This is a genomic window from Shinella sp. 20P9.1.1, assembly GCF_057798995.1.
This window is the reverse complement of record NZ_JBYOLC010000004.1, coordinates 309,673-336,599: the sequence shown is the minus strand read 5'-3', so window position 1 is coordinate 336,599 and position 26,927 is coordinate 309,673. Positions and strand designations below refer to the sequence as shown.

Below are 26,927 nucleotides of genomic sequence, written 5' to 3'. Positions count from 1 at the left end.
TTTTTGATGAGCACTTTCAGCCTCGACGACCTGACCTGGCTCAACCCGCCGCTCGCCAGCGAACTGCGGGATGGTCATCTGCATGTGAAAACCGCGCTCAAGAGCGACTTCTGGCAGCGCACCTATTACGGCTTCCAGCCTGATAACGGCCACTTCCTAAATCGAACTTGGACGGGCGACTTCACGCTGGAGACGACCTTTCGCGGCGCCTACGAAACGCTCTACGACCAGGCCGGCCTGATGGTCCGCAAGGACGAGACCTGCTGGATGAAATGCGGCATCGAATTTACCGATGGCGCCAAGCATTTCAGCGTCGTGGTCACGCGCGGCCATTCCGATTGGTCGGCCTTCCGCATCGAGCATGATTTCGATCTGATCTCGGTGCGCGTCACACGCAATGGCGACGCGTTGTTCATCCAGTATCGAACGGACGCGATGACGGACTGGCGCATGGCGCGCCTCGCCTATTTCCCGCCGGAATTTTCGGATTTGTCGGTCGGCGTGATGGCCTGCTCGCCGCAGCGCGAAGGCTTTCAGGCGGAGTTTACCGACTTCCGCCTTGGGCCGCCGCTGTCACGGGAAATCCACTAACTCAGCACATCTTCTTGCCGTTCGGCACCGGCTGGCCGACACCGGCGAGCACGATGGCGCCGGTTTCATCCTCGAAGCCGAGCGTCAACACTTCCGAACGCACCGGGCCGATCTGGCGCGGCGGAAAGTTGACGACGGCCAGCACCTGGCGGCCGACAAGCTCTTCCAGCGTGTAATGCACGGTGATCTGCGCCGAGGACTTCTTGGTGCCGATCTCGGGGCCGAAATCGATCGTCAGCTTGTAGGCCGGCTTGCGGGCTTCCGGAAAGGGCAACGCCTCGATAATCGTGCCGACACGGATGTCGACCCGCTCGAAATCCGGATAGGTGATGGTCTCGGTCATGGAGTTTCCTAGTAAGCCGATCAGCCCGCCAGTTCTTCGGCCCGCGTGCGGGCAGCGGCGATCGCCTTGTCGAAGAGCGGCTGCATGCCGTCCTCGGCCATCAGCACCGCGAGAGCGGCGGCGGTGGTCCCGCCGGGCGAGGTCACGTTCTGGCGCAGGCGGCTGGCGTCGTCGGGGGACTGGTGAAGCAGTTCACCAGCCCCCGCGACGGTTTCCCGTGCGAGTCGCATGGCGAGGTCCGCCGGCAGGCCCGCTTTGCGGCCTGCCTCCGCCATGCACTCTACGAGATAGAAGACATAAGCCGGGCCGCTGCCCGACACCGCCGTGACGGCGTCAATATCGCCCTCGGTCGCGACCCATTCGACGGGACCGCTGACCTTGAGCAGGGAATGCACGACATCGCGCTGTGCGGCGGTGACGCGCGCATTGGCGAAAGCACCGGTGACGCCACGGCCGATCATCGCCGGCGTGTTAGGCATGGCGCGCACGGTGGCGGCCTCGCCGAGATGGCTTTCGAGATTGGCGATGGTCTTGCCGGCGGCAACCGAGACGACGACCGTCTCCGGCCCGACGAGACCCTTCAGCGGCGGCAGGACCTGATCGATCACCTGCGGCTTGACGGCGACGAAGATCACCCCGGCATTCACACCCTCGGGCGCGGCCGTCTCGTGGCGCGCACCGTTGTCGGCGATCAGCTTGGCCATCGCCGGCGACGGGCCGGGATCGATGACGAGGACGGAAGAGCCGGCAATGCCGCTCTTCAACCAGCCCGCCAGCATGGCGCCGCCCATATTGCCGGCGCCGATGAGAACGATGGGACCCGAAACAGCAACCGTCATTCTCAGGCTTCTCCAACCGTTTCGAAGAGCACCGCATCCACGGCGGACTGGGCGTCCATACCGGACCAGACGACGAACTGGAAGGCCTGGAAATAGGCCTCGCAGGATTCGAGTGCGCTGGACAGCAGCACTTCGACCTGACGGTTGGTAGGCTCGGCGCCCCCGGCAAGCAGCAGCGACTGGCGGAAGATCACGACATCCTCGCGGCGCCACAGGTCGAAATGCCCCATGAGCACCTGGCCGTTCACATGCGACAGCAGGCAATGCACTTCGGTAACACGGCTTTCGGGAACCTTGATGTCGAAGGCACAGGCCAGATGCAACGCCTCGAATTCTTCCATCCAGGAGAAGGAGACGTGGTAGTCCGTCCACTTGCCCTCGACGGTCATGGCGATTTCGTCTTCGCCCGAACGCTCGAACGACCAGTCATTGTTGGCCGCGACGAACTCGATCATGTCGACCGGGTTGGACTGACGCCCGATATCCAATTCCATAAGGCTCATGCATCACCTTCAAGGCCGGCAGGCATGCGTCATCGCGTTCACACGCGATGCAAGCAAACCATACTCCGGATACAACACTGAATGATTGCTCGGCACTTTGCGCAGTCTGGACGACTTACCCTGCCCGAAGCTTGCGCTGCCCGTCTCGAATCATCATTTAAAATCAGTGTATAACGGCAGAGTCACGACGCCAGCCCCCGGCCTGCCATTTTCTCCGCCCGGTTGTGGACAGAGCCTGTCAAAAAGATTCAGGACCAAGGCTTAAGAGACTCTGCCGAAAGAGCTTTTCGGGAGTGTCCACAGGGGTAAAATTTTTATTAAAAAAAAACGGTTGGCGCGGGGTGAATCACGCCAACCGAGTCCCGATGGTTCAAAGCTGTCTTGAAACGGGTCATTTGCCCGTGGTGAGACGAGCTTCCAGCGCTTCGATACGCTTCAGGAGCGCGTCGTTTTCGTCGCGCGCCTTGATCGCCATTTCGCGCACCGCTTCGAATTCCTCGCGCTTGACGAGGTCCATGCCGTTTATGAAGCGCTCGGCCTGGGCGCGGAACACCGTCTCGGCCTCCTTGCGCACGCCTTGCGCAGCGCCAGCGGCGTCGGTCATCAGCTTGGCGAAGTCGTCGAGAATGCGATTGGCACCGGTCGTCATGGTCTGTCCTCCCTTCAGGGATCAAATGTCCAGCGGGCTGTCGGTGCCCGCGCTCTGTCCTTGAGGTAGGGTCTGACACGGCGCCTTGCAAGCGGATTCCGGTGGATCGCCGCCCGTTCCGGCCGGCCGAGGCCCGTGTATCACGATTTATCGCCTTGACCCTGCCATGCCGCGTCGCCATCTTCCCCCGCGAAACCGGAAGACATAAGCCTTGACGACTATTGCAAACCTCTTCGCCATCATGCCCTACCCGGAGATCGATCCGATCGCCTTCTCGATCGGCCCGGTCGCCGTGCACTGGTACGGCATCGCCTATGTCGTGGGCATCCTGCTCGGCTGGTTCTATGCCCGCCGGCTGATCGAGACGCCGCGGCTGTGGGCCGGGCAAGCGCCAGCGACCCGCGTGCAGCTCGACGACTTCCTCGTCTGGGCCGCCGTCGGCATCATTCTCGGCGGCCGCATCGGCTATATCCTGTTCTACGATTTCCCGAACGTCGCGGCCGATCCGCTGCGCGCCATCCAGGTCTGGAACGGCGGCATGTCGTTCCATGGCGGCTTTGCCGGCACCACGCTCGCCATGATCCTGTTTGCCCGCCGCAACAACATCGCGATCTGGAGCCTGTTCGACATCGTCGCGGCCGTCGTGCCGATCGGCCTGTTCTTCGGCCGCATCGCCAATTTCGTCAACGGCGAGCTCTGGGGCCGCCTGTCGGATGCGCCCTGGGCGGTGATCTTCCCGGAAGCCGGCCCCTTCGCGCGCCATCCGAGCCAGCTCTATGAAGCGGGCCTCGAAGGCATCGCGCTGCTCGCCGTGCTCGCCGTCGCCATCTACCGCTTCGGCGCATTGAAGCGTCCCGGCCTCGTAACCGGCCTTTTCGTCGCCGGCTACGCGCTGTCGCGCATTACTGTCGAGTTCTTCCGCGAGCCCGATCCGCAGCTCGGCTATCTCTTCGGCGGCTGGCTGACCATGGGCATGCTGCTCTCGCTGCCGATGTTGCTTGTCGGTCTCTGGGCGATTTTCCGCGCCCGTGCGGCCCACCCGGCCAGCGCCTGAGCGGACCCCGCCATGACGACACCCCTCGCCCAGAAGATCAAGGCGCTGATCCGCACCAATGGCCCGATCAGCGTCACCGATTATTTCGCGCTCTGCCTCGCCGATCCCGAATACGGCTACTACCGCACCCGAGACCCCTTCGGCAGTGCCGGCGATTTCGTCACGGCACCCGAGGTCAGCCAGCTCTTCGGCGAGATGCTCGGCATCTTCCTCGTGCACGCCTGGCAGAAGCATGGCGGGCCGGAGACCGTGCGCATCGCCGAGATCGGCCCCGGCCGCGGCACGATGATGGCCGACATGCTGCGCGTCGTGCACAAGCTCGCCCCGCAGCTCTATGAGAACGCGACCTTCCACCTGATCGAGACCAGCCCGAAGCTGCGCGCCGTCCAGCATGAAACGCTCGGCACGCAGGCAGCCCGCGTCACCTGGCACGACAGTTTCGAGGAACTGCCCGACGGCTTCGTGCTGCTCGCCGCCAACGAACTGTTCGACGCCATTCCGATCCGCCAGTTCATCAAGACATCCTCGGGCTTCCGTGAGCGGCTCATCGGCCTGGATGCCGAGGACGAGCTGACCTTTGCCGCCGGTGTGGCAACGCTCGATCCCGCCGTGCTGCCGGAGCATCACAAGAGCGTTCCGAACGGCACGATTTTCGAGATCGCGCCGGCACGCGAGGCCGTCATGACCGCGATCGGCGAGCGCATCGCCCGCTTCGGCGGCTCGGCCGTCATCATCGATTACGGCCATTTCGTCACCGGTTTCGGCGATACGCTGCAGGCGGTGCTCAAACACGATTTCGACCCGCCACTCGCCCATCCCGGCGAGGCGGACCTGACGAGCCATGTCGATTTCGAGCGGCTGGCCGGTGCGGCCGCAGGCGCCGGCCTGCATGTGCACGGCATGCTGCACCAGGGCGATTTCCTCGTCGGGCTGGGCATCGGCGAAAGGGCGTCCGCGCTCGGCCGCCACCGCGACGCTGAGACGCAGCAATCCATCCTTGCCGATGTCGACCGGCTCGCCGGCTCCGGCGCCGGGAAAATGGGCGATCTTTTCAAGGTTCTGGCCGTCGGCAGCGCCCCGCTCGCCCTCTTCCCCTTCCGTCAGCCGGATTGACACGCCGGAAAAGGCCGGACAACATCCGGCCCGATTTGTACCCCGCATGCCCGGTCGCGTTCCTGCCTGGCGGCCCCTCCAAAGCCCAGCCGAGAGACCATGAAGGACCAGACGCTCCCCTCCCCGATCGAAAGCCCGCTTCTGGCCGAACGCGCCGGAAAAGCCGCCCAGCACGGCTTCTTCACGCGTGCCGGCGGCGTTTCAGACGGCATCTATCGCGGCCTGAATGTCGGCCTCGGCTCGAAGGACGAGCGCGACAACGTGCACGAGAATCGCGCCCGCGTCGCCCGCTGGTTTTCCGCCGCACCGGAAAAGCTCGCGACCGTGCACCAGATCCATTCGCCCGATGTCGTCGTGGTTGACGAAAGCTACGACGGCGCGCGGCCGCAGGCCGATGCGCTGGTCAGCGCCACGCCCGGCGTGGTCCTCGGCGTGCTGGCCGCCGATTGCGGCCCGATCCTGTTCTGCGATCCCGAGGCGCGCATCGTCGGGGCCGCCCATGCCGGCTGGAAGGGTGCGCTCTACGGCGTGCTGGAAAACACCATCGCCGCCATGGAAAAGCTCGGCGCGAAACGCGAGAATATCGTCGCCAGCCTCGGTCCGTCGATCAGCCGGCGCAACTACGAGGTCGGCCCGGAATTCGTCGAGCGCTTCCTCGCCGTCGATAAGGCCTATCAGCGCTATTTCACGCCCTCGGGCAAGGACGGCCACGCGATGTTCGACCTGCCGGGCCTGACGACGCAGCGCCTGACCGATGCCGGCGTGACGGCTGAAAATCTCGACATCTGCACCTATCCCGACGAGGATCGCTTCTTCTCCTACCGGCGCACCACGCACCGGCAGGAGCCGGATTACGGCCGCCAGATTTCGGCGATCATGGTCAAGGCCTGACGCCCCCATAACAAACGGACGAGGGAGACACCCATGGCACTTCACTTCGACAGCGAGGAATACGCCAACCGGCTCCAGCGCCTCACCTCCCGGATGCGGGAGGAAAAGCTCGATGCCATGCTGCTCTTCGCGCAGGAGAGCATGTACTGGCTGACGGGCTACGACACGTTCGGCTATTGCTTCTTCCAGACGCTCGTCGTGAAGGCGAGCGGCGAGATGGTGCTGCTCACCCGCTCGGCCGACCTGCGCCAGGCACGCCGCACCTCGACCATCGAGAAGATCGAGGTCTGGATCGACCGGGTCAACGCCGACCCGTCAATGGATCTGAAGAACCTGCTCTCCGATCTCGACCTGCTCGGCTGCCGCATCGGCGTGGAATACGACACACATGGCCTGACCGGCCGCAATGCGCGCCTGCTCGACAACCAGCTCCAGAGTTTCGGCCAGCTCGTCGACGCCTCCGCGATCGTCAGCCGCCTGCGCCTGATCAAGAGCCCGGCCGAGATCGCCTATGTCGAGCGCGCCGCGGTCCTTTCGGACGAGGCGCTGGATGCGGCGCTCCCGCTCATCAAGGCCGGCGGTGACGAGGCAGCCATCCTCGCCGCCCTGCAAAACGCTGTGCTCTCGGGCGGCGGCGATTATGCCGCCAACGAATTCGTCATCGGCTCGGGCGACGATGCCCTGCTCGTACGTTCGAAATCCGGCCGCCGCCGGCTGGAAGCCCAGGACCAGCTCAGCCTGCAATGGGCGGGCGTCAGCGCGCGTTATCACGCGCCGATGATGCGCACCGCAGTGATCGGTACACCGACCGCCCGCCACCGGGAACTTTACAGCGCCTGCCGAGAGACCATCCAGGCGATGGAAATGGTGCTGCGCCCCGGCAATACGTTCGGCACCGTCTTCGAGACCCATGCCCGCATCCTCGACGAGCGCGGCCTTGCCCGCCACCGGCTGAACTCCTGCGGCTATTCCGTCGGCGCGCGCTTTGCCCCCTCCTGGATGGAGCATCAGATGTTCCATGCCGGCAATCCGCAGGAGATCGAGCCGAACATGTCGGTCTTCGTGCACACGATCCTGCTCGATTCCGACAGCGGCACCGCCATGACGCTCGGCCAGACCTACCTGACGACGACAGACACGCCCAAACCGCTTTCCCGCTATGGTCTCGATTTCATCGAGGTCTAATTGCGTTATCCCAGGCTCGCGAGATCCTGTAATTGACAGGACTTTGAGGGCCACCCATAAATCATTGCGGGGAACGGAAGGGCAAAAGCCCTCCGCAGGATATGGACGACAAGGATGCACGAGCTGATGAAGCGGCTGGCAGTGATCGGCCTCATCGCGACCCTTTCCGGCTGCAACAGCACGGATGCGCTGACGCCGCAGGTCGATGTCGGCGGCGGCCTGAATTCTTCGCCCGTAACCCAGCGCGACCTCGACCAGATGAGCGCCCAGACCACGCCCGTTACCACCACGACGCAGCAGACCGCCTTCACCACGCCGGCCGAAACCGGCACGACGAGCGGTCGCGACACCGCCGGCACGCTGCAGGGCCAGGCCGATGCCTTGACGCGCAACACGACCGGCAGCCGCACGACATCCGACACGGCGCTCGCCCGTGAGACCGCCCAGCGCTCGCTGGCGGCGGAAACCTCCGGCGGCGCGGAAGAGATCGCCGTCGCGACGCCCCAGAAATCCGGCGAGACGATCCGCTTCCTGCCGATCATCGGCGCGCCGGTCGAGGCCGTGACGCCGCTCTCCAAGCGCCTCGGAGCCGAAGCCCGCTCCAACGGCCTGACCATCCGCAGCGCGTCCGACAATTCCAGCAAATACATCCTGAAGGGCTATTTCTCGGCCATGAAAGACAATGGCGGCACGACAGTCGTCTATGTCTGGGACGTATTGGACGGCAGCGGCGCGCGGCTGCACCGCATCCAGGGCCAGGAAACCGTATCCGGCACGGCCTCCGATCCTTGGTCGGCGGTTCCCGCCCGCACGATGGAAGGCATCGCGCAGAAGACCATCCGCGAATACCTCGATTGGCGCGGTTCCGCACCCGGTTAACAGGCTCGAAACGGTAAATCACAGCGAAATGCGAAGATTCGCTTAGTGATCGGGGCAAGCCCCTTGCATTCGAGGGGCCAGCCCCTTAAACGCCCCCCATCAGCAGAATAACAGGCGGACCATAGATGAAGGTTTTCGCGGGCAATTCGAACCGGCTTCTGGCCGAAGCGATCTGCAACTATCTGAATGTTCCGCTCGGCCGTGCCACGGTCCGACGCTTTGCAGACCAGGAAATCTTCGTTGAGATCCAGGAGAACGTGCGCGGCGAGGACGTCTTCATCGTCCAGTCGACATCGTTCCCGACCAACGACCACCTGATGGAAATGCTGATCATGATCGATGCCATGCGCCGCTCCTCGGCGCGCCGCATCACCGCCGTGATCCCCTATTTCGGCTATGCCCGCCAGGACCGCAGGTCCGCTCCGCGCACGCCGATCTCGGCAAAGCTCGTCGCTAACCTCATCACCGAGGCCGGCGCCAATCGCGTCATGACGCTCGACCTGCATGCCGGCCAGATCCAGGGCTTCTTCGATATCCCGACCGACAACCTCTACGCCGTGCCGATCCTGGCGCGCGACGTGAAGGAAAACTACAATCTCCAGAACGTCATGGTCGTCTCGCCCGACGTCGGCGGCGTGGTGCGCGCCCGTGCGCTCGCCAAGCGCCTCGATTGCCAGCTGGCGATCGTCGACAAGCGCCGCGAGCGCGCCGGTGAGTCCGAGGTCATGAACGTCATCGGCGACGTGACCGGCAAGGACTGTCTGCTGATCGACGATATCGTCGATTCCGGCGGCACGCTCTGCAACGCTGCCGAGGCACTTCTGAACAAGGGCGCGACCAGCGTCACCGCCTATATCACGCATGGCGTGCTCTCCGGTGGTGCTGTGGCCCGCGTCACCTCGTCGAAGCTCAAGGAGCTTGTGATCACCGACTCGATCCAGCCGACGACGGCCGTCCAGTCGGCGCACAATATCCGCGTCATATCGACCGCCAACCTGCTTGGCGAGGCGATCAACCGCACGAGCGCGGAAGAGTCGGTCTCGAGCCTCTTCGACTGACGAAACCACGGTTTTACCGTTTTCAAAGCCTGCGCGCCCGCTTCGGTTGCGCAGGCTTTTTCATACCGCAACCACGCCCTGCTTTTTTGTTCACGGCCGATATCGGGCCGATCAAATTTGCGTTAGGGTCTGCTCAGATTCGCGAGGAGGAATCCTATGATATCACTATCTTTCTTCAGCCGCCTGGCGGCCCGCGCCGCCATCCTTCTTGCTGCGGGCACGCTTGCCGCCTGCCAGGTCGAGGTCGATGAGGGCCGGCCGGATTACCGTCCCCGTCCGCAGGCCTGCACTATGGAATACATGCCTGTCTGCGGCACGCGCGGCGGCGAAATCCAGACCTTCCCCAATGCCTGCGAAGCGCGCTCGAACGGCTATCGCATCGTCGGCCGCGGCGAATGCCGCTTCGACGGCCGCCCCGATCCGCGCCCCGACGAAGGCCGTGCCTGCACACGGGAATATGCGCCGGTCTGCGGCTCGCGCGGCCGTGACCGCCAGACCTTCGCAAATGCCTGCGAGGCACGTTCCAGCGGTTACGACGTGATCGGCCGCGGCGAATGCCAATCCCGCCGCCCGGACACGAGCTGGGAAGACAAGCGCGAGCGTCCGCGCGATCGTGTGTCGGTCGGCTGGGAAGACCAGAGCCAGGATCGCGACGATCGCTCGGCGCGTGATCGCAAGCGGGAGAAGAACCGCGACCGCAAAAACGCCGATCGCGAGCGTGTCGACAACAGGCGTCAGGATGCGGACATCAAGCTCGGTCTCGACGACAGCGGGACGCGGGCGGATCGCTCCGGCCGCGAAGAGCGCGAGGATCCACGCTGCGCGGACAAGCGCCGTGCAAAACGCGATCCGGCCTGCGCGGTAAAGTGAGACATCAGCTCCCGGAATAGAAAAGCCCGCCATTCGCATGGCGGGCTTTTTCATATACGGCGCGGTTCAACGCTGCGGCAGCGGACAGGCCTCGTCATCGCCGAAAATCCGCGACCGGGTGAGGAAACGCTTCTCCCGCCCATTGTCGAGCGAGAACATGCCGCCACGGCCGGGCACGACGTCGATGATCAGCTGCGTGTGTTGCCACACGCCGAACTGGCTCTCGCTGATATAGACGGGCACGCCGCCGATCTCGCCGAGCTTCACATCGCGATCGCCGACGATATAATCGTCCGCCGGGTAACACATCGGCGAGGACCCATCGCAGCAGCCGCCCGACTGGTGGAACAGGATTTCGGGATGATCCGCCTGGATCTCCCGGATGAAATCAAGGGCCGCGTCGGTCGCCACCACGCGCGGCTCGGTCGGGATATCGAACATTGCGGCTCTCCTAGAGCATTTCCAGCCGAAGCGAGATCGCTTCGGCGTCGGATAATGCGCCAAACACAAAAACCTAGAGCATTTTCGGCGAACCAGAGTTCACCGGAAATGCTCCAGAATGCGGTGTCCCTCTCCCCGGGCAGGTGGGGAGAGGGAACGGGCAGCAGCCGATGATGGGGGTGGCCCTGCCCTTCGTTCGCCTTCTCCGCGGGGGAGCGGGAGAAAGCGGCGGTCGCTCAGAAGAAACCGAGCGCCTTGGGAGAGTAGCTGACCAGCATGTTCTTGGTCTGCTGGTAATGGTCGAGCATCATCTTGTGCGTCTCGCGGCCGATACCCGACTGCTTGTAGCCGCCAAAGGCCGCATGCGCCGGATAGGCATGGTAGCAGTTGGTCCAGACACGGCCGGCCTGGATGTCGCGGCCGAAGTGGTAGCAGCGGTTCGCCTCCCGGCTCCACACGCCCGCACCGAGGCCGTAAAGCGTGTCGTTGGCGATGGCGAGCGCCTCCGCATCGTCCTTGAAGGTCGTGACCGAGACGACCGGCCCGAAAATCTCCTCCTGGAAGATGCGCATCTTGTTGTGGCCGCGGAAGACCGTCGGCTTGACGTAGTAGCCCCCGGCGAGATCGCCACCGAGATCGTTGCGCCCGCCGCCGGTCAGCACTTCCGCACCTTCCTGCCGGCCGATATCGATATAGGACAGGATCTTCTCCAGCTGCTCGGAGGAGGCCTGCGCGCCGATCATCGTCGCCGTATCGAGCGGGTTGCCCTGCACGATCTTCTCCACGCGCTTGACGGCCTTTTCCATGAAGCGGTCGTAGATCTTCTCATGCACCAGCGCGCGGCTCGGGCAGGTGCAGACCTCACCCTGGTTCAGCGCGAACATCGCAAACCCCTCAAGCGCCTTGTCGAGATAGTCGTCATCCTCGTTCATCACATCGGCGAAGAAGATGTTCGGCGACTTGCCGCCGAGTTCCAGCGTGACCGGAATGAGGTTCTGGCTGGCATATTGCATGATCAGGCGGCCGGTGGTCGTTTCGCCGGTAAAGGCGATCTTGGCGATGCGTGGATTGGAGGCGAGCGGCTTGCCGGCCTCCAGGCCGAAGCCGTTGACGATGTTGAGTACGCCGGCCGGCAAGAGGTCGCCGATGAGTTCAGCCCAGACGAGGATCGAGGACGGCGTCTGTTCGGCCGGCTTCAGTACGACGCAGTTGCCAGCCGCGAGCGCGGGCGCGAGCTTCCAGGTGGCCATCAGGATCGGGAAGTTCCACGGAATGATCTGGCCGACGACGCCGAGCGGCTCATGGAAATGATAGGCGATGGTGTTGTGGTCGACCTCGCCGATCGTGCCTTCCTGCGCACGAACGCAGGAGGCGAAGTAGCGGAAATGGTCGATGGCAAGCGGAATGTCGGCGGCGAGCGTTTCGCGCAGCGGCTTGCCGTTGTCCCAGGTCTCGGCGCGGGCGAGAAGGTCGAGATTGTCCTCCATGCGCTGGGCGATCTTCATGAGGATGTTGGAGCGCTCGGTTGCCGAGGTACGGCCCCACTTGTCCTTGGCGGCGTGGGCCGCGTCGAGGGCAAGCTCGATATCCGCAGCGTCGGAGCGGGCGACTTCACAGAGCTTGCCGCCGGTGATCGGCGTGACGTTATCGAAGTAGCGACCCGCGACGGGCTCCTTCCATTCGCCACCGATGAAGTTGCCGTACTTTGCCTTGTACGGGTTTTCGACGATCTTCTGATGCAGCATGTCATTCCTCCCAAAAGAGACCCGGATGGGCCGTGAGGAGAATGGTGCCGTGCTTCGGTGGATTGCGGTAGAGCGGCGGGGACGATGGTTGCGACGACTGTTTCAGATTTGAGACAGGTCGGCGGCGCGGGCTGTGCTGCGCCGCAGCATCAGTTGATCGAAAGCTTCTTCATCTTGCGATAGAGCGTCGCGCGGCTGATGCCGAGCAGGTCCGCCGCCTGGCTGATATTGCCGCCGGCCCGCGTCAGAACACGGCGAAGGGCTGCGCGCTCGGCATCGTCGAGGTCCCGCCCCTCCTCCGCCCGATTCTCCTGCAGCAGGTCGGACGCGGCAATACCGGTGGCGATGCGCCGGTCATCAAGGCCGAGAACCTGACGCGCCGCGCGGGTGGCGCCAAGAACCAGATCGTCGCGGTCGACAGCGAGCAGCGCCGGCGCCGCTCGGCCCTCGACGGGCACCAGCAGAATTCGGGCGGCGGAGAAGGCGCGGCGGAAGAGCCCCGCCTCGATGCGCGCGGCGGCATCGCGGATCGCCTGCGAGAGGATCGCCATCGTCATCTCGTTGGCATCGTCGCGGCAGGTGGAAATATCGATGGCCGCGGCGATGCGGCCGGTATGGTCGCGGATCGGTGCCGTGGTGCAGGACAGGCCGGTGTTCTGCGACAGGAAATGCTGGTCGCGCAGGATGAGAACCGGCCGCTCGTCGGCCAGCGCCGTGCCGATGCCGTTGGTGCCGACGCTCGCCTCGCTCCAGACCGTGCCGGACCACAGGCCCACGCCGCGAAACGCCCGGTCATCGCCCGCCGCCCCGCGCCGCTCGAGCGCAATGCCGTTTTCATCCGTCAGCAGCAGGCAGCAGCCGGCCTTGCCGACCGTCGCGAAGAGGCGATCGAGCTCGCCCGAGGCTTCTTCGACGAGAACGCTGGAGCGCGTGCGGGCATGGCGGAATTCCGCCTCGCTCAGCCGCCAGGGCGCGCGCGCTTCTTCCGGAGACAGGCCATGCAGCGTGAGGCAACGCCGCCAGGAGGCGGCAACAGGCGAACTGGCCGCAGCGGACGCATGACCCGCCACGCTGTGCACATGATCCGCGTGATCGAAACGCAGAGGCATCCGCTCTCCTCCCGAAAGCTTCCGACCGATCGTCGCGTCAGAATATAACGCCGCTCACTATAACCGCGTTTGCGGAGCAAGGTCCAGCGCGACCATGGTCCAAGATCGGGTGCATCTGGAAGCGGTGCGCGTCTGGTCACAAGCCTGTTTCCAAGCCCCGCGCCGCCTGTTACGACTGCGCATCCCTTTCCTTGATCGATCTTGCCATGCTTCGTGACTTTTCCGCCCAAGCCCTGTTCATGGGCCTGCTCACCGCCTTCGTCGGTTTTGCCAGCTCCTTCGCCGTCGTGCTGCACGGCCTGACCGGTGTCGGCGCCACGGAGGCGCAGGCCGCCTCCGGGCTGATGGCGCTTTCCGTGTCGATGGGCGTCTGCGCCATCGTGCTCAGCGTCGCGACCCGCCTGCCCGTCTCCATCGCCTGGTCGACGCCGGGTGCGGCGCTGCTTGCCAGCTCCGGCGCGGTCGAGGGTGGTTTTGCCACCGCGGTCGGCGGGTTCATCGTCTGTGCCGTGCTGATCGTCATCGCCGGCCTCTGGAAACCGCTCGGCCGCATGGTCGCCGCCATTCCCGCAGCGCTCGCCAATGCCATGCTGGCCGGCGTGCTGATCGGCCTGTGTTTCGCGCCGGTGAAGGCCATTGCCTTCAATCCCTGGCTCGGCCTGCCGATCGTGCTCGCCTGGGTGATCGTCGGCAGCGTCAACCGGCTCTATGCCGTGCCGGCAGCACTTGCGGCCTTCGTCGCCGTGCTCGCTCTCGGCGTCGATATTCCCGATGGCGCCTTTGCCGGACTTGCCGAAACCCTGCTGCCGAAGCCCGAGATCGTCACGCCCGCCTTCACCTTCGCCGGCCTCGTCAGCATCGCGCTGCCGCTCTTCATCGTGACCATGGCCTCACAGAACATTCCCGGCATCGCGGTGATGAAGGTCAATCACTACGAGCCCAATCCCGGCCCGCTCTTCGCCACGACCGGCCTGTTCTCGCTGCTATCGGCGCCGTTCGGCGGCCATGCGGTGAACCTGGCCGCCATCACCGCCGCTATGTGCGCCGGCAGCGATGCCCATCCCGATCCGGCAAAACGCTATTGGGCGGCGATCAATGCCGGCATCTTCTACGTGATCTTCGGCCTTGCCGCGGGCGCGGTGACGGCCTTCGTCAGCCTTGCCCCGCCCATCCTCATCCAGGCCGTCGCCGGCCTCGCACTGATCAGCGCCTTCGCCAATTCGGCGCTCAATGCCTTCAAGGAAGTGGATGGACGAGAGGCCGCTGCGGTGACCTTCCTCGTCACCGCCTCGGGCGTCTCCTTTGCCGGCATTTCCGGTGCCTTTTGGGGCCTGCTCGCAGGCGGCCTGATGCTGGCGCTTTCGCGTTTCACCGCCAAGCGCAAAGCATAGGATTTACGGCTGGAAGGGTAGCGGCTGGCCGTTGATCAGCACCTTGCCGTCCTCGCCGACCGTCAGGTCCCAGATCTGCGCATCACCTCCGCCCTTGCGCGCAAGGCCCTTCATCATCAGCAGGCCAAAGGAGGCCTGGCCGAACTGCGGCACCTTCGCGGCGTTCTTCTGGAGATAGGTGATCGTCTTGTCGAAGTCGCGCATGGTGATCGTGATATCGGCGCTGCGGCGGTCCTGCTGGTCGGGATAGACCGTCATCTTGCCGGAGACCTGAAGGTCATAGATCGGCGATGCGGCCGAGACATCCTCGAATTCGACGGTCATTGCGCCGTTCGGCAGGACGATGCGGCCAATCTCCTTGTTCTGCTCTTCCGTCAGCGGCTCCGGCTTGGTGAAGTCGGCGTGGTCGATGAGGTAATGCACGGCGCCGGCAAGATCGAGATTGGCCACCGCCACCTTGAAATTCGCCCGCTCCGGCAGCGCCTCGGCAAATTCCGCCGGCAATATACCGGCCGGCGGCTTGGGATGCTCCACGCCGAAGCCGAAGCCCACGCGCGTCGAATGGCCGATGCCGTTCATGTCGATATTGTAGGTGACGGCATCGGCGCCGAACGTACCCTTGTCGGTGCCGACAGTCACGTTGGAGGCCTTGATCGTCTCTGTCAGATTGTCGAACACCGGCAGCGAGGCGCGCAGCAACTCCTTGAGCTTCGCGGCATCCTGCGCATCGAGCTGGTCCTTCTTGATGTTATCAAGCACGAAGAAGACGAGATCCTGGAAGATCTTGTAGCGCGCACCGTCAAGGCTGACATCGATGTCGAGCGTATCGGCACCGATATCGACACGGCCCGAGGGACCACCGGTGATCGTCTCGGCAAAGGCTTTCATCACGCCGGTGCTCGAAATGTCGATCGTACCCGGCGCCTTCTTTTCCGAGGTGATGCGCATGGCCGATTCGCCAAAACTTGCGGTCACGCTTTCCTGCTGCGTGGTGCTGGAAAAGGCGATGCGCTTCGTCGACCAGTCCGCCGAGGTGAAATAGAGGATTTCCGGATCGTAGATCCCGTCCATCTTCATCGTGTCGATGAGATAGGTGAACGAGCCCTGGCCCGGCACCGTGCCCTTGATATCGAAACTGTCGCTCGATTCGAATCGATAGGTGCCTTCCGGCTGCGGCCGCAGATAGGCCGTCATCGGCTTCAGGCCCTCGACCTTCACCGAGCCTTCCTTCGCCTTGTCCAAGAGGACGGTCGGATTGAAGCGGAGCTCATAGAAGGAGGACGCCGCCTTCACCGTGAGGAGGCCGGCATCGACCATGTCCTTCGGCAGGTAGTGCGTCAGGCGCTGCTGGAGGCTTTCAGCGCCGGTCGGCGAAATCTCCTGGGCCAGGGCGGGGCCTGCCGAAACAAGCGCAAAAGCGGCCGAGGCCATCAGGATCTGTCGTCTCATTCTATTCTCCTTCACCGAAGCGTTCGCTACCGAACATCCAATCGCGGCGCAAGCATGTCAATCCAGGGTCAATCCGGCCCCCGGCCCTTGCATTTCCGGGCATTGTTGGTTATGGAGCCCCCGTCCGCGTAGACACCCTTGGAGGCAACGTGGATGAGGCTTTCACGAAATCCTCAAGCTTTTTGCATCGCCGGGCGCTGCCCGATGCGCGAAAGGCTCTCCAGTAACACACGAAAGGTAAAGCCATGAGCCACGAAACTTACGAGCTCAAGGCCGAGACGCGCGAACGGGTTGGTAAGGGGTCCTCCCGTGAACTTCGCCGCAACGGCCTTATTCCTGCAGTAATCTATGGCGACAAGCAGGCCCCCCTGTCCATCGCCCTCTCGACCAAGGACGTCACCCAGCGTATCCACGCCGGCGGCTTCAAGACGACGGTTGCCACGATCGACGTCAACGGCGAAAAGATCAAGGTTCTGCCGAAGGACTTCCAGCTGGATCCGGTCCGCGACTTCACCATGCATGTCGACTTCCTGCGCGTTTCGGGTAACACCCACGTCGTCGTCGAAGTGCCGGTTCACTTCGTCAACGAAGAGAAGTCCCCGGGCATCAAGGTCGGCGGCGTCCTGAACATCGTTCGCCACGCAGTCGAGCTGCACGCTCTGGCCGGCGACATTCCGGAATTCCTGACGGCTGACCTCTCCGGCCTCAAGGTCGGCGACGGCATCCACATCTCGCACATCAAGCTGCCGAAGGGCACGAGCCCGGTCATCTCCGACCGCGACTTCACCATCGCCACGATCGCCACCCCGGCGGCCGGCGTGAAGGAAGAAGAAGGCTCCGCAGAATAATCCCATTTCCGGGACCGTTCTCGAAACCCCGCGCCTTACCCAAGGCGCGGGGTTTTTCTTTGCTCGCAAGAGGCCGCACTACCGCTGCGGGAAGTTTGAATTATCAGCACTTTTGCGAACCTACATTTCAGCAACATTTAAGACTTTGATGAAAATCTAGACCCTGGGGAAAATGGCGAAAGCCAAAGAGGGGCACGATGGACTGGCTTTGTAACGTGGCTATGGGGCGACCGGCATGAAAATGCATTCGGTTGAAAGCCGTTTCATCGCCATCGTCATCGGCGCCCTGCTCGTCTTCGTCGCTCCGCTCTTCCTGCTTTTCCTCATCCTTTCGTCCGATCGCGTCGCGCGCGAGCGCCTGCAGAACACCGAAGTGCTGCTCCAGGCCAACGTCCAGGCGCTCGGCAAGCCGCTTTGGGATTTCGACAAGGAGAGCATCGACCAGATCGTCACCGCACTCCAGGCCGATGCCGATATCAGCTATGTGCAGGTGCGCGACACGTCCGATGTCATCGACATCCGCAAACCCGCCGTCGCGCCCAACCCGGATGAAGCCCGCTCCATCGTCAAGGCCGATATTCTCTACAAGGCGACGGACGGCATCAAGAAGGTCGGTACCGCGGAAATCTGGATTCACAAGGAAGGCCTCTTCTCGCGCTTCTCAAAGGACGAGCTGAGCATCTTCGCCATCTTCTTCTTCGCCGTCGCGACCCTCTTCACCGCCGCCATCATCGGCAACCGCATCACCATCATCCGGCCGCTGATGCGGCTGACCGCGGCCATCGAGGCGACGCGCCGGCTCGGCTCGCGCCACCATGTCGACTGGACCTCGAACGACGAGATGGGCGCGCTCGCCCATAACTTCAACGAGATGCAGAGCAAGCTGGAGCGCGAGGAGAACGAGCTGAAGATGGCGCATGTCCGCGCCACCGACATCTACAACCTGACGCCGGCCATGCTGTTTTCCGTCGATGCGCAAAACCGCATCACGGCGGTCAGCGACTATTGGCTGACCGCCACCGGCTATCGCCGCGAAGCGGTGATCGGCCAGGAATTCACGGACTTCGTCGTCGAGGAATGCCGCGAAACCTATCGCAAGCGTCATACGACGAACATGGAAGACGGCGGCATCTGCGAAGTGACCCTGCGCTTCCTGTGCGCCGACGGCAGCGTGATCGACGTGCTGATCCTGGAAACCGGCGTGGAGGCGAGCAGCAGCCGTCAGGCCTTGTCGCTTTCGGTCATGACCGACGTCACCGACCTCAAGGAAGCCGAGACCCGCAACCACCGCCAGGCCATCACCGACCACCTGACAGGCCTGCTCAACCGGCAGGGCTTCGAAACCGTGCTGGACGAGCTGATCGGCGAGGTCGATGCGCACGGCCAGCAGCTCGCCTGCCTCTTCGTCGATCTCGACCGCTTCAAGTGGATCAACGACAATCTCGGCCATGCCAGCGGCGACGACGTGCTCTGCCAGGTCGCCATGCGGCTGCGCCGCCAGCTGCGCGCCATTGACGTGATCGCCCGCCTCGGCGGCGACGAATTCGCCATCCTGCTCTCGGCGCCCAATGCCCGCCAGCTCGCCATGGATATCAGCGACCGGCTGGTCGCCAGCCTGCGCGCGCCGCTCATCGTCAATGGCGCGGAACTCAATGTCAGCGCCAGCATCGGCATCGCCGTCTATCCGGACCACGCCGCCACCGCAGCCTGCCTCTTGCAGAAATCCGACATGGCCATGTATGCGCGCAAGCGCAGCGGCAAGAACGGCGTGCAGCTCTTCGACAACAACATGGTCGATATCGCCCGCAAGCGCCTCGAGATCGAGCAGTTCATCGACCAGGGCCTGCGCGACGACTGGTTCACCACCCATCTCCAACCGATCGTGAGCCTTGCGGACGGCCGCGTCGCCGGTTTCGAGGCGCTGATGCGCCTGCACCATCCCGAGCGCGGCATCCTGCCGCCGGCCGAGATCATCGGTATTGCGGAAGAGAACGGAACGATCGGGCGGATCGGCGACTGCATCCTGTCGAAGGCCATCGCCAACCTGGCGGTCATCTCGAAGCTCGACGGTCTTGGCGACACCTATCTCGCGGTCAACTTCTCGCCGCTGCAATTCGAGCTGGCCCTGCCCGCCCGCATCGCGACCCTCCTTCTCGAAAGCGGCATCACGCCTTCGCGCATCGTCGTCGAGATCACCGAGGCCGTTCTGATGCTCGACAATCCCGTCGTGCGCGAGGTGCTCGACGCGCTTTCCGATCTCGGCTGCCGCATCGCGCTCGACGATTTCGGCACCGGCTATTCGTCCCTCAGCTACCTCAACCGGTTCCCGGTCGATATCGTCAAGGTCGACCAGTCCTTCACCCGGTCGCTGTCCTCCGACCAGCCGGATGTACGCCGCAAGAGCCGCATGCTCGTCGAGGGCATCCGCACCATCTCGCACCAGATGGGCTGCGCGGTGGTGGCCGAAGGCATCGAGACGACGGAGCAATGGGATATCCTGCAGAGCATGAACATCGAATTCGGCCAGGGCTACCTGCTGAGCAGGCCCTTGCCGCTTGACGCGCTGCTCGAAAAGCTCGACGAATTTACAATGGCCGACGTGCCCGAACGTCGCGCCATGGCCTCCTGACCGGTTGAGGGACAAGACGATGAAGACACTGCTTTTGACGCTTTGCCTGTCGCTTGCCCCGCTTTCCTCGGTTCTTGCCGACACGCTGCATTTCGTGACGGAAGAATATGCCCCCTTCAACTACACCAAGAACGGCAAGATCACCGGCATCTCGGTCGATCAGGTGGAGGCGATCGCCAAGGCCGCCGGCATGGACTACACGCTGGAGATCATGCCCTGGGCCCGCGCCTTCGCCATGGCCGAAAACCAGCCGAACACCTGCGTCTTCACGGCGGGCTACAACCGCGAGCGGGCCGAGCGCTTCGTCTGGGTCAGTCCACTGCTGAAGGACCAGATGGTGCTGCTCAAGCGCAAGGGCGATATCCATGACGGCCTGACGATCGTCAAGGCACGGGAACTCAAGGTCGGCTCGCAGCGCGGGGACTTCGCCGTGGAGGCACTCGAAGTGCTTGGTTTCAAGGATATCGACCTTGCTTCCGATATCGACATCACCCTGCGCAAACTGATTTCCGGCCGCATCGACCTGATGCCGACCTCCGTCAAGACCTATAAGAAGCTGCTCAAGGACGGATATCCCGTCGAGAAGGCCATGCTGATGGCCGGCCAGGTCTACGGGCTCGCCTGCAACAAACAGACGCCGCAAGACCTGATCAAGGGGCTTCAGGCCGAGTTGGACAAGCTCATCCTCAGCGGCGAGCAGGACCGCATCTTCACCGCCTACGGCCTGCCGCCGGACACGCGCACGGCCGACAACGGCACGAAGAATTGATCCGAGGCGGTTGACTTCCGTCCGCTTTCACGGTGGTGAAGACGCGGACACCTCCACTTGCGGACCACTTCCATGCAGATCATCGTGGGCCTCGGCAATCCGGGCGCAAAATATGCGGGCAACCGCCACAATATCGGTTTCATGACGCTGGACGCGATCCACCGCAAGAACCCGTTTTCGCCCTGGTCGAAGAAGTTCAAGGCCGAAATCGCCGAGGGCGAGATCGCCGGCGAGAAGGTGCTGCTCGTCAAACCGCAGACCTTCATGAACCTGTCCGGCGAATCTGTCGGCGAGGCGATGCGCTTCTACAAGCTCGCCCCCAAGGATATCGTCGCGATCTATGACGAACTGGATCTAGCGCCAGGCAAAGTACGCATCAAGGTCGGCGGCGGCCATGGCGGTCATAACGGCATCAAGTCGATCGACGCCCATTGCGGCAAGGACTACCGGCGCATGCGCCTCGGCATCGGCCATCCCGGCGCCAAGGAGCTGGTGACCAACCATGTGCTCGGCGATTTCGCCAAGGCCGACCATACATGGCTCGATCCGCTGCTCGACGAATTGGCGCTCAACACCGACATGCTGGTGCGGGGTGAGGATTCCCAGCTGATGAACAAGCTGGCGCTCGCTACCGGCAGCAAGCCGGAGGAGAAGGCCGCGCCCGAAAAGAAGCCCGCCGGCCAGTCCCATATCCGTCAGGCGCGCAACCACAACCAGCCGAAAATCCTGCCGACCACAGGCCCGATGGCCGAAATGCTGAAGAAGCTGCTCGGCAACAAGGGCGACTGACATGGCCGGCGACGCCATTCTCCGCTCCGCGAGCCCGGATGATCTGCCCGGCCTGCTCGCCCTCTATGCCGAGCTCAATCCCGACGATCCACCGATGGATGCGGCAATGGCGCAGACGCACTTCGCCACCATTCTCGCCCAGCCCGGCATGACGATCTATGTCGCCGTCAAGGACGGCATTCCCCTCGCCTCCTGCACCCTCGTCGTCGTGCCGAACCTCACGCGGGCCGGCGCACCCTATGCGTTGATTGAGAATGTCGTGACCGCGGAGGCCGCCCGCCGGACGGGCCTGGGCCGCGCCGTCCTCGAACAGGCCGCAGACGCGGCATGGCAGGCCGGCTGCTACAAGGTAATGCTGCTGACGGGGCGCAGCGACACAGGCACCGCGGATTTCTACACACGCTGCGGCTTCAAGCAGGACAAGACCGGATTCCAGATCCGCCGTCCCTAGAGCCTATTCCTCCGGTTCCGTCTGGAAGAGCAGCGGGTAACCCGCCTCCTTGGCAAGATCCGTCGCTTCCTTCGCCTTGGTCTCGGCGATGTCGCGGGCGCAGATGACGACCACGCAGGTGCCCATCTTGTGGGCGGTCATCATGACCCGGTAGCTCGTCTCCTGCGCCATGCGGAACACGGCCTTCAGCACCAGCACGACGAATTCGCGCGGCGTGTAGTCGTCATTGACGAGCAGGACCTTGTAGAGCTTCGGCCGTTCGAGCTTCGGCTTGGTGGTCGTTTTCGGGGTGAGGGTCGTGTCACCATTGCTCATGGGAAGCTCCTCGTAACGTTGGCTTCGAGCGATGTGAGCCCATTGTGCACCGCAGGAGGGACGAGTTCAAGGCCCCAGGGCTGCCAAGCTCTTGACCCTGCCCCCCGCATCCCCCATAGCGATGGCAACGATTTTCTTAAGACGAATGGACCATCTCCATGGGCTTCAAATGCGGTATCGTCGGTCTGCCGAATGTCGGCAAGTCGACCCTCTTCAACGCGCTGACCAAGACGGCCGCCGCCCAGGCGGCGAATTATCCCTTCTGCACTATCGAGCCGAACACCGGCGAAGTGGCGGTTCCCGATCCGCGCATGAAGGCGCTCGCCACCATCGCGGGCTCCAAGGAAATCATCCCGACGCGCATCTCCTTCGTCGACATTGCCGGCCTCGTGCGCGGCGCGTCGAAGGGTGAAGGCCTCGGCAACAAGTTCCTCGCCAATATCCGCGAAGTCGATGCCGTCGTGCACGTGCTGCGCTGCTTCGAGGACGACGACATCACCCATGTCGAAGGCCGCATCAATCCGGTCGGCGATGCCGACACGATCGAGACCGAGCTGATGCTCGCCGACCTCGAAAGCCTGGAGCGCCGCGTCGAGCAGACCCGCAAACGCGCCGCCAGCAAGGACAAGGATTCGCTCGCCCAGCTACCGATCATGGAAGCCGTGGTGAAGCTGCTCAACGAAGGCAAGCCGGCCCGCCTGCTCCTCAAGACGCTGGCGCCGGAAGAGATCGAGGTCCTGAAGGGCCTGAACCTGCTCACCTCGCATCCGGTTCTCTACGTCTGCAACGTGGCGGAAGCCGATGCCTCGACCGGCAACGAGCACACCGCAGCCGTCGCCGCCATGGCGAGGGAACAGGGCGCGGAATGCGTCATCATCTCGGCGGCGATCGAATCCGAAGTCGCGCAGCTGCCGGAAGAAGAAGCTGAAGAGTTCCTCTCGGCGCTCGGCCTCACGGAAGCCGGTCTCGACCGCCTCATCCGCGCCGGCTACCACCTGCTCGACCTCATCACCTATTTCACCGTCGGCCCCAAGGAAACGCGCGCCTGGACCATCGTGCGCGGCACCAAGGCCCCGCAGGCCGCCGGCGTCATCCACACGGATTTCGAACGCGGCTTCATCCGCGCCTTCACCATCGCTTATGACGACTACATCGCCTACAAGGGCGAAGTCGGCGCCAAGGAAGCCGGCAAGGGCCGCGACGAAGGCAAGGAATACGTGGTCAACGACGGCGACGTCATCCACTTCCGCTTCAACACGTAAGCGGCAGACATTCCCAACGTCTCGAACTGCCGTCCCTCACCGGAGGGGCGGCAGTTTTTCTTTGAGCGCTAGAGGAAGCGGCGTCACCGTCCAGCGCCGGAAATGCGGCCAGCCTATGCCGATGGTCAAGACGACGACGCCGACGATCAGCAGCGTCAGGAAGACATAGCTTTCGGGCGCCGCGGCCGTGCGCTGGAGCAGGCTTGCCGTGGCAAGGCCGAGCGAGAGCAGGCCCGAGGTGACGAAGGCGCGCCGGTCGATGGCAAGGCCGATGCCCATCAGCACGACGACGATCGCGACGATGATGAGCGCCTCCGGCAGGCCCTTGTTGCTGCTGAACAGCGTGTCATTGGCGAAATCACCGAGGAAGACGAAGCACAGCGTCGAATAGAGCAGCGCCGGCGCCGTCACCAGATGCAGCCAGAAGGCAATGTCGGAGCGGCGCGAGACGCGGAACCGGTCCGAGAGATCGTAAGCCATCGCCACGGTAAACAGCATCAGCGCCGCGGCGAGGAAAATGCCGGCCGAGAGCATCGGCCGGGCGGCGATGACATCGGCACTGCCCGTCAGCCGCGCCAACGCAAGGAAGACGAGGCCGAGCGCCACGGCCGCCAGCGACAGGAACCACAGGCTGAGCGACAGCGGAATGCGGTAGCGCCAGTAGAACGGCGGCAGCAAGATCGCGAAGGGCAGCATGGTCAGCAGGAAATCAAGATAGGGGCTTTTCTCAGCGCCCAGCACATCGTCCAGCAGTAGCATTGTGGTGATGGCGATCCAGTGTGCATAGAGAAGGGTCAGCAGCACGGCGGGCAGAGCAAGGCGCTGCCGCTTCACCAGGATTTCCGCGAGGATGAGGATGGCCGGCAGCGCAGCGAGGAAGGCGCCGATACCCCAGACGCCCGCCATGACGATCGCGACGCCGATGGTGATCAGCACATCATGGAATCCGCGGATGAAGCGCGGCGCTTCCGTGTCCTCGACGGGCGCGATGGCGCGGTCTTCGGCAGGGCCGGCGATATCCAGCACGCGTGCTTCGAGGGGTGCAGCAAGGACGACACCGCGCGCTTCCATATATGGCAGCAGCGTGTTCGCCTGTTCGGCGGAGAGTATCCCCTCGCCGGCCGCACCGTCGAGCACGGATTTCAGCGTCTGCATCTGTCGTTGTCTCCTCGTGCGGCGTCGCGCGCACCTTACCTGTCCGAAGGCCGCTGGCAAGAGCTTGCAAAACGGCGCCCCGCTCGCCATTGTCGGCCCGAAACAGGATGGACGAGACGGTGCCCAACTACACATTTGAAGATTTTACGCCGGGCCGGCGCTTCGACTTTTCGAAGCGCACGATGACGGCGGACGAGATCATCGCCTTCGCACGGGAATTCGATCCGCAGCCGATGCATATGGACGAGGCCGCCGGCCGCGCCAGTATTCTCGGCGGCCTTGCCGCCTCCGGCTGGCACACCAGCGCCGTGATGATGCGCATGCTGTTCGAGGCCTATATCGACGGCTCCACCTCGGAGGGCTCGCCCGGCGTCGATCTCATGGAATGGAAGCGGCCGGTGCTGGCGGGCGATACGCTCGGTGGCCATTGCGAGGTGCTCGATGCCCGCGTCTCGCGCTCGCGGCCGGAAATCGGCATCGTGCGCCTGCGCGCCGAGGTGACCAACCAGCGCGGCGAACTCGTCGCGGTGTCGGAATATATCAACATGATGCGCGTTGCCGAAAAGGATGCCGACCATGCGGATGGCTGAGCTTTACGCGTTCGGCGAGGCCGTCGAAATCGGTTCCAATACGTTTACCGCCGAAGACATCATCCGCTTCGCCGGAAGTTTCGACCCGCAGCCTTTTCATCTGGACGAGGAACTGGCCAAACACGCTTTGTTCGGCGGCCTCTGCGCCTCGGGCTGGCATACCAGCGCCGGCTGGATGAAGTGCTTCGTGCCGTTCTGGCTTGGCGAGTGCAAACGCCTCGCCGCCGAAGGCATCGTACCCCCCAACCTCGGCCCCTCGCCGGGCTTCACCAAGCTCGCCTGGCTGAAGCCGGTCTTTGCCGGCGACACGATCACCTATTCGGTGACGCTCATCGCCTCGCGCGAACTGGCAACGCGCAAGGACCGGCTGATCAATTCGATCCTCTGCGCCGGCCGCAACCAGAACGGCGAACCGGTCATCCGGTTCGAGAGCACGGTTCTGGAATTCATCTGAGAAGGCGACGACGGGCTTAATGCCCGTCGAAGGCCACCAGCGTGCGCACTTCCACGCCGAGCGCTTCCAGCTTCTTGCGGCCGCCGATTTCCGGCAGGTCGATGACGAAGCAGGCGGCGACGATGTCGGCGCCGATCTGGCGCAGCAGCTTGACGGCCGCTTCCGCCGTGCCGCCGGTGGCGATAAGGTCGTCGACGAGGATGACCTTCTCGCCCGGCTTGATGGCGTCCTTGTGCATTTCCATCTCGTCCACGCCGTATTCCAGGCTGTAGGCGATACGCACGGTCTCGTGCGGCAGCTTGCCCTTCTTGCGGATCGGCACGAAGCCGGTCGACAGCTGGTGCGCCATGGCGCCGCCCAGAATGAAGCCGCGCGCCTCGATGCCGGCGACCTTGGCGATGCCGATGCCCGCATAGGGGTGCACCAGCTCGTCCACCGCGCGGCGGAAGGCGCGCGGATTACCGAGCATGGTGGTGATGTCGCGGAAGATGATACCGGGCTTGGGATAGTCCGGGATGCTGCGGATCGCGGCGACGAGTTCTTGTTCAACGGTAGGCATGGGATTTCCCGACTGCGGAAGGATTTTTCGGTTATCGCAGGTGCGTCACCGCCCCACAACAAAAAAGGCGGCCCGGAGGCCGCCTTTTAAACCGGGCGATAAAATCGCTCAGTGTTCCTTGTTCGCGTAGACCGACTTCTTCGTCAGGTAGATCAGGCCGGTGAAGATCACCAGGAAGATCATGACCATGAAGCCGGTGCGCTTGCGCTCTTCGAGATGCGGCTCGGCGGCCCACATCAGGAAGGACGCGACGTCGCGGGCGTACTGGTCGACCGTCTGCGGCGCGCCGTCGTCATAGGTGACCTGGCCGTCGGAGATCGGCTTGGCCATGGCGAGTGCCGCAGCGTTTGCGAAATACGGGTTGAAGTGCGTGCCTTCGGCGACTTCGAGATGCGCCGGCTTCTCTTCATCGTAACCGGTCAGCAGCGAGTAGATATAGTCCGGGCCACCTTCCTGGTACTGCGTGAAGATGTCGAAGACGAACTGCGGGAAGCCGCGGGTGATACCGCGTGCCTTGGCGATCAGCGAGAAGTCCGGCGGTGCTGCACCATTGTTGGCGGCAGCTGCCGCCTCATGGTTGGCGAAGGGCGACGGGAAGTGGTCCGACGGAACGGCCTTGCGGGTGAACATCTCACCGTCGCTGTTCGGGCCGTCCTGCACTTCGTAGTTCGCCGCAAAAGCCTTTACCTGGCCTTCCGAGTAACCAAGACCTTCCAGCGTGCGGAAGGAGACGAGGTTCATCGAATGGCAGGCAGAACAGACTTCGGTGTAGACCTTCAGGCCGCGCTGAAGCTGGCCCTTGTCATACTTGCCGAAGGGACCGGCGAAGGTCCACTTCTCCTGCTTCGGGTGGTGCATCGGGTAGTGTGGGGTGGCGTGTTCCGCCTCCGCACCGGCAGCCGGGGCTGCCTCTTCCGCCGTAGCGAAGGAGACGCCGAGACCGGCGACGAGTGCGAGTGACAGAATGCCTGCAACAAGCTTTTTCATTGTCATGGT

28 protein-coding genes and 1 pseudogene are annotated in these 26,927 nt (G+C 63.7%); 17 read left to right on the top strand and 12 right to left on the bottom strand.

Features of this window, described 5'->3' with window-relative positions; genetic code table 11:
* Positions 1-6: 6 nt before the first annotated feature.
* A complete protein-coding gene (locus AC27VQ_RS09645; protein WP_488716108.1) occupies positions 7-591 on the top strand; it encodes a DUF1349 domain-containing protein in 585 nt (194 codons plus the stop codon).
* A 1-nt stretch (position 592) separates the two neighbouring features.
* Here the strand turns inward: AC27VQ_RS09645 and AC27VQ_RS09640 are convergent, their stop codons facing one another.
* The 4 genes from AC27VQ_RS09640 to AC27VQ_RS09625 all read right to left on the bottom strand — a co-directional run bounded on the left by AC27VQ_RS09640 (position 593) and on the right by AC27VQ_RS09625 (position 2,925).
* Positions 593-934 carry a tRNA-binding protein gene (locus tag AC27VQ_RS09640; protein WP_117366733.1) on the bottom strand — a complete coding sequence of 114 codons (342 nt, stop codon included), beginning with the start codon at positions 932-934 and terminating at the stop codon, positions 593-595.
* Between the two features lie 20 nt (positions 935-954).
* Positions 955-1,773, bottom strand: a complete 819-nt coding sequence (gene proC, locus AC27VQ_RS09635; protein ID WP_488716107.1) for a pyrroline-5-carboxylate reductase — start codon at positions 1,771-1,773, stop codon at positions 955-957.
* 2 nt (positions 1,774-1,775) lie between these two features.
* Complete coding sequence (locus AC27VQ_RS09630; protein ID WP_117366737.1) at positions 1,776-2,276, bottom strand: type III secretion system chaperone family protein; 501 nt, start codon at positions 2,274-2,276, stop codon at positions 1,776-1,778.
* A 391-nt stretch (positions 2,277-2,667) separates the two neighbouring features.
* Positions 2,668-2,925 (bottom strand): accessory factor UbiK family protein, encoded by a 258-nt coding sequence (locus tag AC27VQ_RS09625; protein WP_488716106.1) that lies wholly within the window; start codon positions 2,923-2,925, stop codon positions 2,668-2,670.
* Positions 2,926-3,136: 211 nt separating this feature from the next.
* Between AC27VQ_RS09625 and lgt the strand changes: the two genes are divergently transcribed.
* The 7 genes and pseudogenes from lgt to AC27VQ_RS09590 all read left to right on the top strand — a co-directional run.
* Entirely contained in the window at positions 3,137-3,979 is an 843-nt protein-coding gene (lgt, locus tag AC27VQ_RS09620) for a prolipoprotein diacylglyceryl transferase (protein ID WP_488716105.1), read from the top strand.
* 12 nt (positions 3,980-3,991) lie between these two features.
* Positions 3,992-5,092 (top strand): class I SAM-dependent methyltransferase, encoded by a 1,101-nt coding sequence (locus AC27VQ_RS09615; protein WP_488716104.1) that lies wholly within the window; start codon positions 3,992-3,994, stop codon positions 5,090-5,092.
* Positions 5,093-5,191: 99 nt separating this feature from the next.
* Entirely contained in the window at positions 5,192-5,983 is a 792-nt protein-coding gene (gene pgeF, locus AC27VQ_RS09610; protein WP_488716103.1) for a peptidoglycan editing factor PgeF, read from the top strand.
* Positions 5,984-6,016: 33 nt separating this feature from the next.
* Positions 6,017-7,168: a M24 family metallopeptidase gene (locus AC27VQ_RS09605; RefSeq protein WP_313522817.1), complete on the top strand. Its 1,152-nt coding sequence runs from the start codon at positions 6,017-6,019 to the stop codon at positions 7,166-7,168.
* 126 nt (positions 7,169-7,294) lie between these two features.
* Positions 7,295-8,047: a hypothetical protein gene (locus tag AC27VQ_RS09600; protein WP_421592014.1), complete on the top strand. Its 753-nt coding sequence runs from the start codon at positions 7,295-7,297 to the stop codon at positions 8,045-8,047.
* A 125-nt stretch (positions 8,048-8,172) separates the two neighbouring features.
* Positions 8,173-9,105 carry a ribose-phosphate pyrophosphokinase gene (locus tag AC27VQ_RS09595; protein ID WP_257949004.1) on the top strand — a complete coding sequence of 311 codons (933 nt, stop codon included), beginning with the start codon at positions 8,173-8,175 and terminating at the stop codon, positions 9,103-9,105.
* A gap of 156 nt (positions 9,106-9,261) precedes the next feature.
* A pseudogene (locus AC27VQ_RS09590) lies at positions 9,262-9,681 on the top strand (Kazal-type serine protease inhibitor family protein); the annotation flags it as partial.
* 360 nt (positions 9,682-10,041) lie between these two features.
* Here AC27VQ_RS09590 and AC27VQ_RS09585 read toward each other — a convergent pair.
* The 3 genes from AC27VQ_RS09585 to AC27VQ_RS09575 all read right to left on the bottom strand — a co-directional run bounded on the left by AC27VQ_RS09585 (position 10,042) and on the right by AC27VQ_RS09575 (position 13,270).
* Positions 10,042-10,416, bottom strand: coding sequence for a DUF779 domain-containing protein (locus tag AC27VQ_RS09585; protein ID WP_488716102.1), 375 nt, complete (start codon positions 10,414-10,416; stop codon positions 10,042-10,044).
* A 236-nt stretch (positions 10,417-10,652) separates the two neighbouring features.
* Positions 10,653-12,161, bottom strand: coding sequence for an aldehyde dehydrogenase (adh, locus tag AC27VQ_RS09580; RefSeq protein WP_488716101.1), 1,509 nt, complete (start codon positions 12,159-12,161; stop codon positions 10,653-10,655).
* A gap of 149 nt (positions 12,162-12,310) precedes the next feature.
* Positions 12,311-13,270 carry a helix-turn-helix domain-containing protein gene (locus tag AC27VQ_RS09575; protein WP_488716100.1) on the bottom strand — a complete coding sequence of 320 codons (960 nt, stop codon included), beginning with the start codon at positions 13,268-13,270 and terminating at the stop codon, positions 12,311-12,313.
* Between the two features lie 206 nt (positions 13,271-13,476).
* On the opposite strand from AC27VQ_RS09575, the gene AC27VQ_RS09570 reads away from it, so the two are divergent.
* Positions 13,477-14,661 carry a benzoate/H(+) symporter BenE family transporter gene (locus AC27VQ_RS09570; RefSeq protein WP_488716099.1) on the top strand — a complete coding sequence of 395 codons (1,185 nt, stop codon included), beginning with the start codon at positions 13,477-13,479 and terminating at the stop codon, positions 14,659-14,661.
* 3 nt (positions 14,662-14,664) lie between these two features.
* Here AC27VQ_RS09570 and AC27VQ_RS09565 read toward each other — a convergent pair whose 3' ends face one another.
* On the bottom strand, positions 14,665-16,110 hold the full coding sequence (locus AC27VQ_RS09565) for a hypothetical protein (RefSeq protein WP_488716098.1): 1,446 nt from the start codon (positions 16,108-16,110) through the stop codon (positions 14,665-14,667).
* A 245-nt stretch (positions 16,111-16,355) separates the two neighbouring features.
* Here AC27VQ_RS09565 and AC27VQ_RS09560 point away from each other — a divergent pair, with 245 nt between their 5' ends.
* The 5 genes from AC27VQ_RS09560 to AC27VQ_RS09540 all read left to right on the top strand — a co-directional run bounded on the left by AC27VQ_RS09560 (position 16,356) and on the right by AC27VQ_RS09540 (position 21,596).
* Entirely contained in the window at positions 16,356-16,958 is a 603-nt protein-coding gene (locus AC27VQ_RS09560) for a 50S ribosomal protein L25/general stress protein Ctc (protein WP_313530481.1), read from the top strand.
* Between the two features lie 241 nt (positions 16,959-17,199).
* Complete coding sequence (locus tag AC27VQ_RS09555; protein WP_488716167.1) at positions 17,200-19,587, top strand: EAL domain-containing protein; 2,388 nt, start codon at positions 17,200-17,202, stop codon at positions 19,585-19,587.
* 19 nt (positions 19,588-19,606) lie between these two features.
* Entirely contained in the window at positions 19,607-20,356 is a 750-nt protein-coding gene (locus AC27VQ_RS09550) for a substrate-binding periplasmic protein (RefSeq protein ID WP_488716097.1), read from the top strand.
* Positions 20,357-20,428: 72 nt separating this feature from the next.
* A complete protein-coding gene (gene pth, locus AC27VQ_RS09545; protein ID WP_488716096.1) occupies positions 20,429-21,145 on the top strand; it encodes an aminoacyl-tRNA hydrolase in 717 nt (238 codons plus the stop codon).
* Position 21,146: 1 nt separating this feature from the next.
* Positions 21,147-21,596 carry a GNAT family N-acetyltransferase gene (locus AC27VQ_RS09540; protein WP_488716095.1) on the top strand — a complete coding sequence of 150 codons (450 nt, stop codon included), beginning with the start codon at positions 21,147-21,149 and terminating at the stop codon, positions 21,594-21,596.
* A gap of 3 nt (positions 21,597-21,599) precedes the next feature.
* Here the strand turns inward: AC27VQ_RS09540 and clpS are convergent, their stop codons facing one another.
* Positions 21,600-21,911 carry an ATP-dependent Clp protease adapter ClpS gene (clpS, locus tag AC27VQ_RS09535; RefSeq protein ID WP_488716094.1) on the bottom strand — a complete coding sequence of 104 codons (312 nt, stop codon included), beginning with the start codon at positions 21,909-21,911 and terminating at the stop codon, positions 21,600-21,602.
* 158 nt (positions 21,912-22,069) lie between these two features.
* Here clpS and ychF point away from each other — a divergent pair, with 158 nt between their 5' ends.
* Complete coding sequence (ychF, locus tag AC27VQ_RS09530; RefSeq protein WP_313530492.1) at positions 22,070-23,173, top strand: redox-regulated ATPase YchF; 1,104 nt, start codon at positions 22,070-22,072, stop codon at positions 23,171-23,173.
* Between the two features lie 36 nt (positions 23,174-23,209).
* Here the strand turns inward: ychF and AC27VQ_RS09525 are convergent, their stop codons facing one another.
* Complete coding sequence (locus tag AC27VQ_RS09525) at positions 23,210-24,328, bottom strand: hypothetical protein (RefSeq protein ID WP_488716093.1); 1,119 nt, start codon at positions 24,326-24,328, stop codon at positions 23,210-23,212.
* Positions 24,329-24,435: 107 nt separating this feature from the next.
* Here AC27VQ_RS09525 and AC27VQ_RS09520 point away from each other — a divergent pair, with 107 nt between their 5' ends.
* Entirely contained in the window at positions 24,436-24,918 is a 483-nt protein-coding gene (locus AC27VQ_RS09520) for a MaoC family dehydratase (RefSeq protein WP_488716092.1), read from the top strand.
* Positions 24,905-25,372 (top strand): MaoC family dehydratase, encoded by a 468-nt coding sequence (locus AC27VQ_RS09515; protein ID WP_488716091.1) that lies wholly within the window; start codon positions 24,905-24,907, stop codon positions 25,370-25,372. The genes AC27VQ_RS09520 and AC27VQ_RS09515 overlap by 14 nt, the downstream gene beginning before the upstream one ends.
* Before the next feature lie 16 nt (positions 25,373-25,388).
* On the opposite strand, the gene AC27VQ_RS09510 is transcribed toward AC27VQ_RS09515, so the two are convergent.
* Positions 25,389-25,931 carry an adenine phosphoribosyltransferase gene (locus AC27VQ_RS09510; RefSeq protein WP_314085432.1) on the bottom strand — a complete coding sequence of 181 codons (543 nt, stop codon included), beginning with the start codon at positions 25,929-25,931 and terminating at the stop codon, positions 25,389-25,391.
* A gap of 108 nt (positions 25,932-26,039) precedes the next feature.
* Entirely contained in the window at positions 26,040-26,918 is an 879-nt protein-coding gene (locus AC27VQ_RS09505) for a cytochrome c1 (protein ID WP_313530502.1), read from the bottom strand.
* Positions 26,919-26,927 lie beyond the last annotated feature (9 nt).

Coding starts and splice junctions, on each gene's coding strand:
- AC27VQ_RS09575 (WP_488716100.1), bottom strand. CDS start 13,270: ATGCCTCTGCGTTTCGATCACGCGGATCATGTGCACAGCGTGGCGGGT.
- proC (WP_488716107.1), bottom strand. CDS start 1,773: ATGACGGTTGCTGTTTCGGGTCCCATCGTTCTCATCGGCGCCGGCAAT.
- pgeF (WP_488716103.1), top strand. CDS start 5,192: ATGAAGGACCAGACGCTCCCCTCCCCGATCGAAAGCCCGCTTCTGGCC.
- AC27VQ_RS09565 (WP_488716098.1), bottom strand. CDS start 16,110: ATGAGACGACAGATCCTGATGGCCTCGGCCGCTTTTGCGCTTGTTTCG.
- AC27VQ_RS09645 (WP_488716108.1), top strand. CDS start 7: ATGAGCACTTTCAGCCTCGACGACCTGACCTGGCTCAACCCGCCGCTC.
- AC27VQ_RS09570 (WP_488716099.1), top strand. CDS start 13,477: ATGCTTCGTGACTTTTCCGCCCAAGCCCTGTTCATGGGCCTGCTCACC.
- AC27VQ_RS09585 (WP_488716102.1), bottom strand. CDS start 10,416: ATGTTCGATATCCCGACCGAGCCGCGCGTGGTGGCGACCGACGCGGCC.
- AC27VQ_RS09595 (WP_257949004.1), top strand. CDS start 8,173: ATGAAGGTTTTCGCGGGCAATTCGAACCGGCTTCTGGCCGAAGCGATC.
- pth (WP_488716096.1), top strand. CDS start 20,429: ATGCAGATCATCGTGGGCCTCGGCAATCCGGGCGCAAAATATGCGGGC.
- AC27VQ_RS09640 (WP_117366733.1), bottom strand. CDS start 934: ATGACCGAGACCATCACCTATCCGGATTTCGAGCGGGTCGACATCCGT.
- ychF (WP_313530492.1), top strand. CDS start 22,070: ATGGGCTTCAAATGCGGTATCGTCGGTCTGCCGAATGTCGGCAAGTCG.
- AC27VQ_RS09625 (WP_488716106.1), bottom strand. CDS start 2,925: ATGACGACCGGTGCCAATCGCATTCTCGACGACTTCGCCAAGCTGATG.
- AC27VQ_RS09600 (WP_421592014.1), top strand. CDS start 7,295: ATGAAGCGGCTGGCAGTGATCGGCCTCATCGCGACCCTTTCCGGCTGC.
- AC27VQ_RS09560 (WP_313530481.1), top strand. CDS start 16,356: ATGAGCCACGAAACTTACGAGCTCAAGGCCGAGACGCGCGAACGGGTT.
- AC27VQ_RS09515 (WP_488716091.1), top strand. CDS start 24,905: ATGCGGATGGCTGAGCTTTACGCGTTCGGCGAGGCCGTCGAAATCGGT.
- AC27VQ_RS09615 (WP_488716104.1), top strand. CDS start 3,992: ATGACGACACCCCTCGCCCAGAAGATCAAGGCGCTGATCCGCACCAAT.
- AC27VQ_RS09510 (WP_314085432.1), bottom strand. CDS start 25,931: ATGCCTACCGTTGAACAAGAACTCGTCGCCGCGATCCGCAGCATCCCG.
- AC27VQ_RS09630 (WP_117366737.1), bottom strand. CDS start 2,276: ATGAGCCTTATGGAATTGGATATCGGGCGTCAGTCCAACCCGGTCGAC.
- clpS (WP_488716094.1), bottom strand. CDS start 21,911: ATGAGCAATGGTGACACGACCCTCACCCCGAAAACGACCACCAAGCCG.
- AC27VQ_RS09540 (WP_488716095.1), top strand. CDS start 21,147: ATGGCCGGCGACGCCATTCTCCGCTCCGCGAGCCCGGATGATCTGCCC.
- adh (WP_488716101.1), bottom strand. CDS start 12,161: ATGCTGCATCAGAAGATCGTCGAAAACCCGTACAAGGCAAAGTACGGC.
- AC27VQ_RS09520 (WP_488716092.1), top strand. CDS start 24,436: ATGGACGAGACGGTGCCCAACTACACATTTGAAGATTTTACGCCGGGC.
- AC27VQ_RS09555 (WP_488716167.1), top strand. CDS start 17,200: ATGCATTCGGTTGAAAGCCGTTTCATCGCCATCGTCATCGGCGCCCTG.
- AC27VQ_RS09505 (WP_313530502.1), bottom strand. CDS start 26,918: ATGAAAAAGCTTGTTGCAGGCATTCTGTCACTCGCACTCGTCGCCGGT.
- AC27VQ_RS09525 (WP_488716093.1), bottom strand. CDS start 24,328: ATGCAGACGCTGAAATCCGTGCTCGACGGTGCGGCCGGCGAGGGGATA.
- AC27VQ_RS09605 (WP_313522817.1), top strand. CDS start 6,017: ATGGCACTTCACTTCGACAGCGAGGAATACGCCAACCGGCTCCAGCGC.
- AC27VQ_RS09550 (WP_488716097.1), top strand. CDS start 19,607: ATGAAGACACTGCTTTTGACGCTTTGCCTGTCGCTTGCCCCGCTTTCC.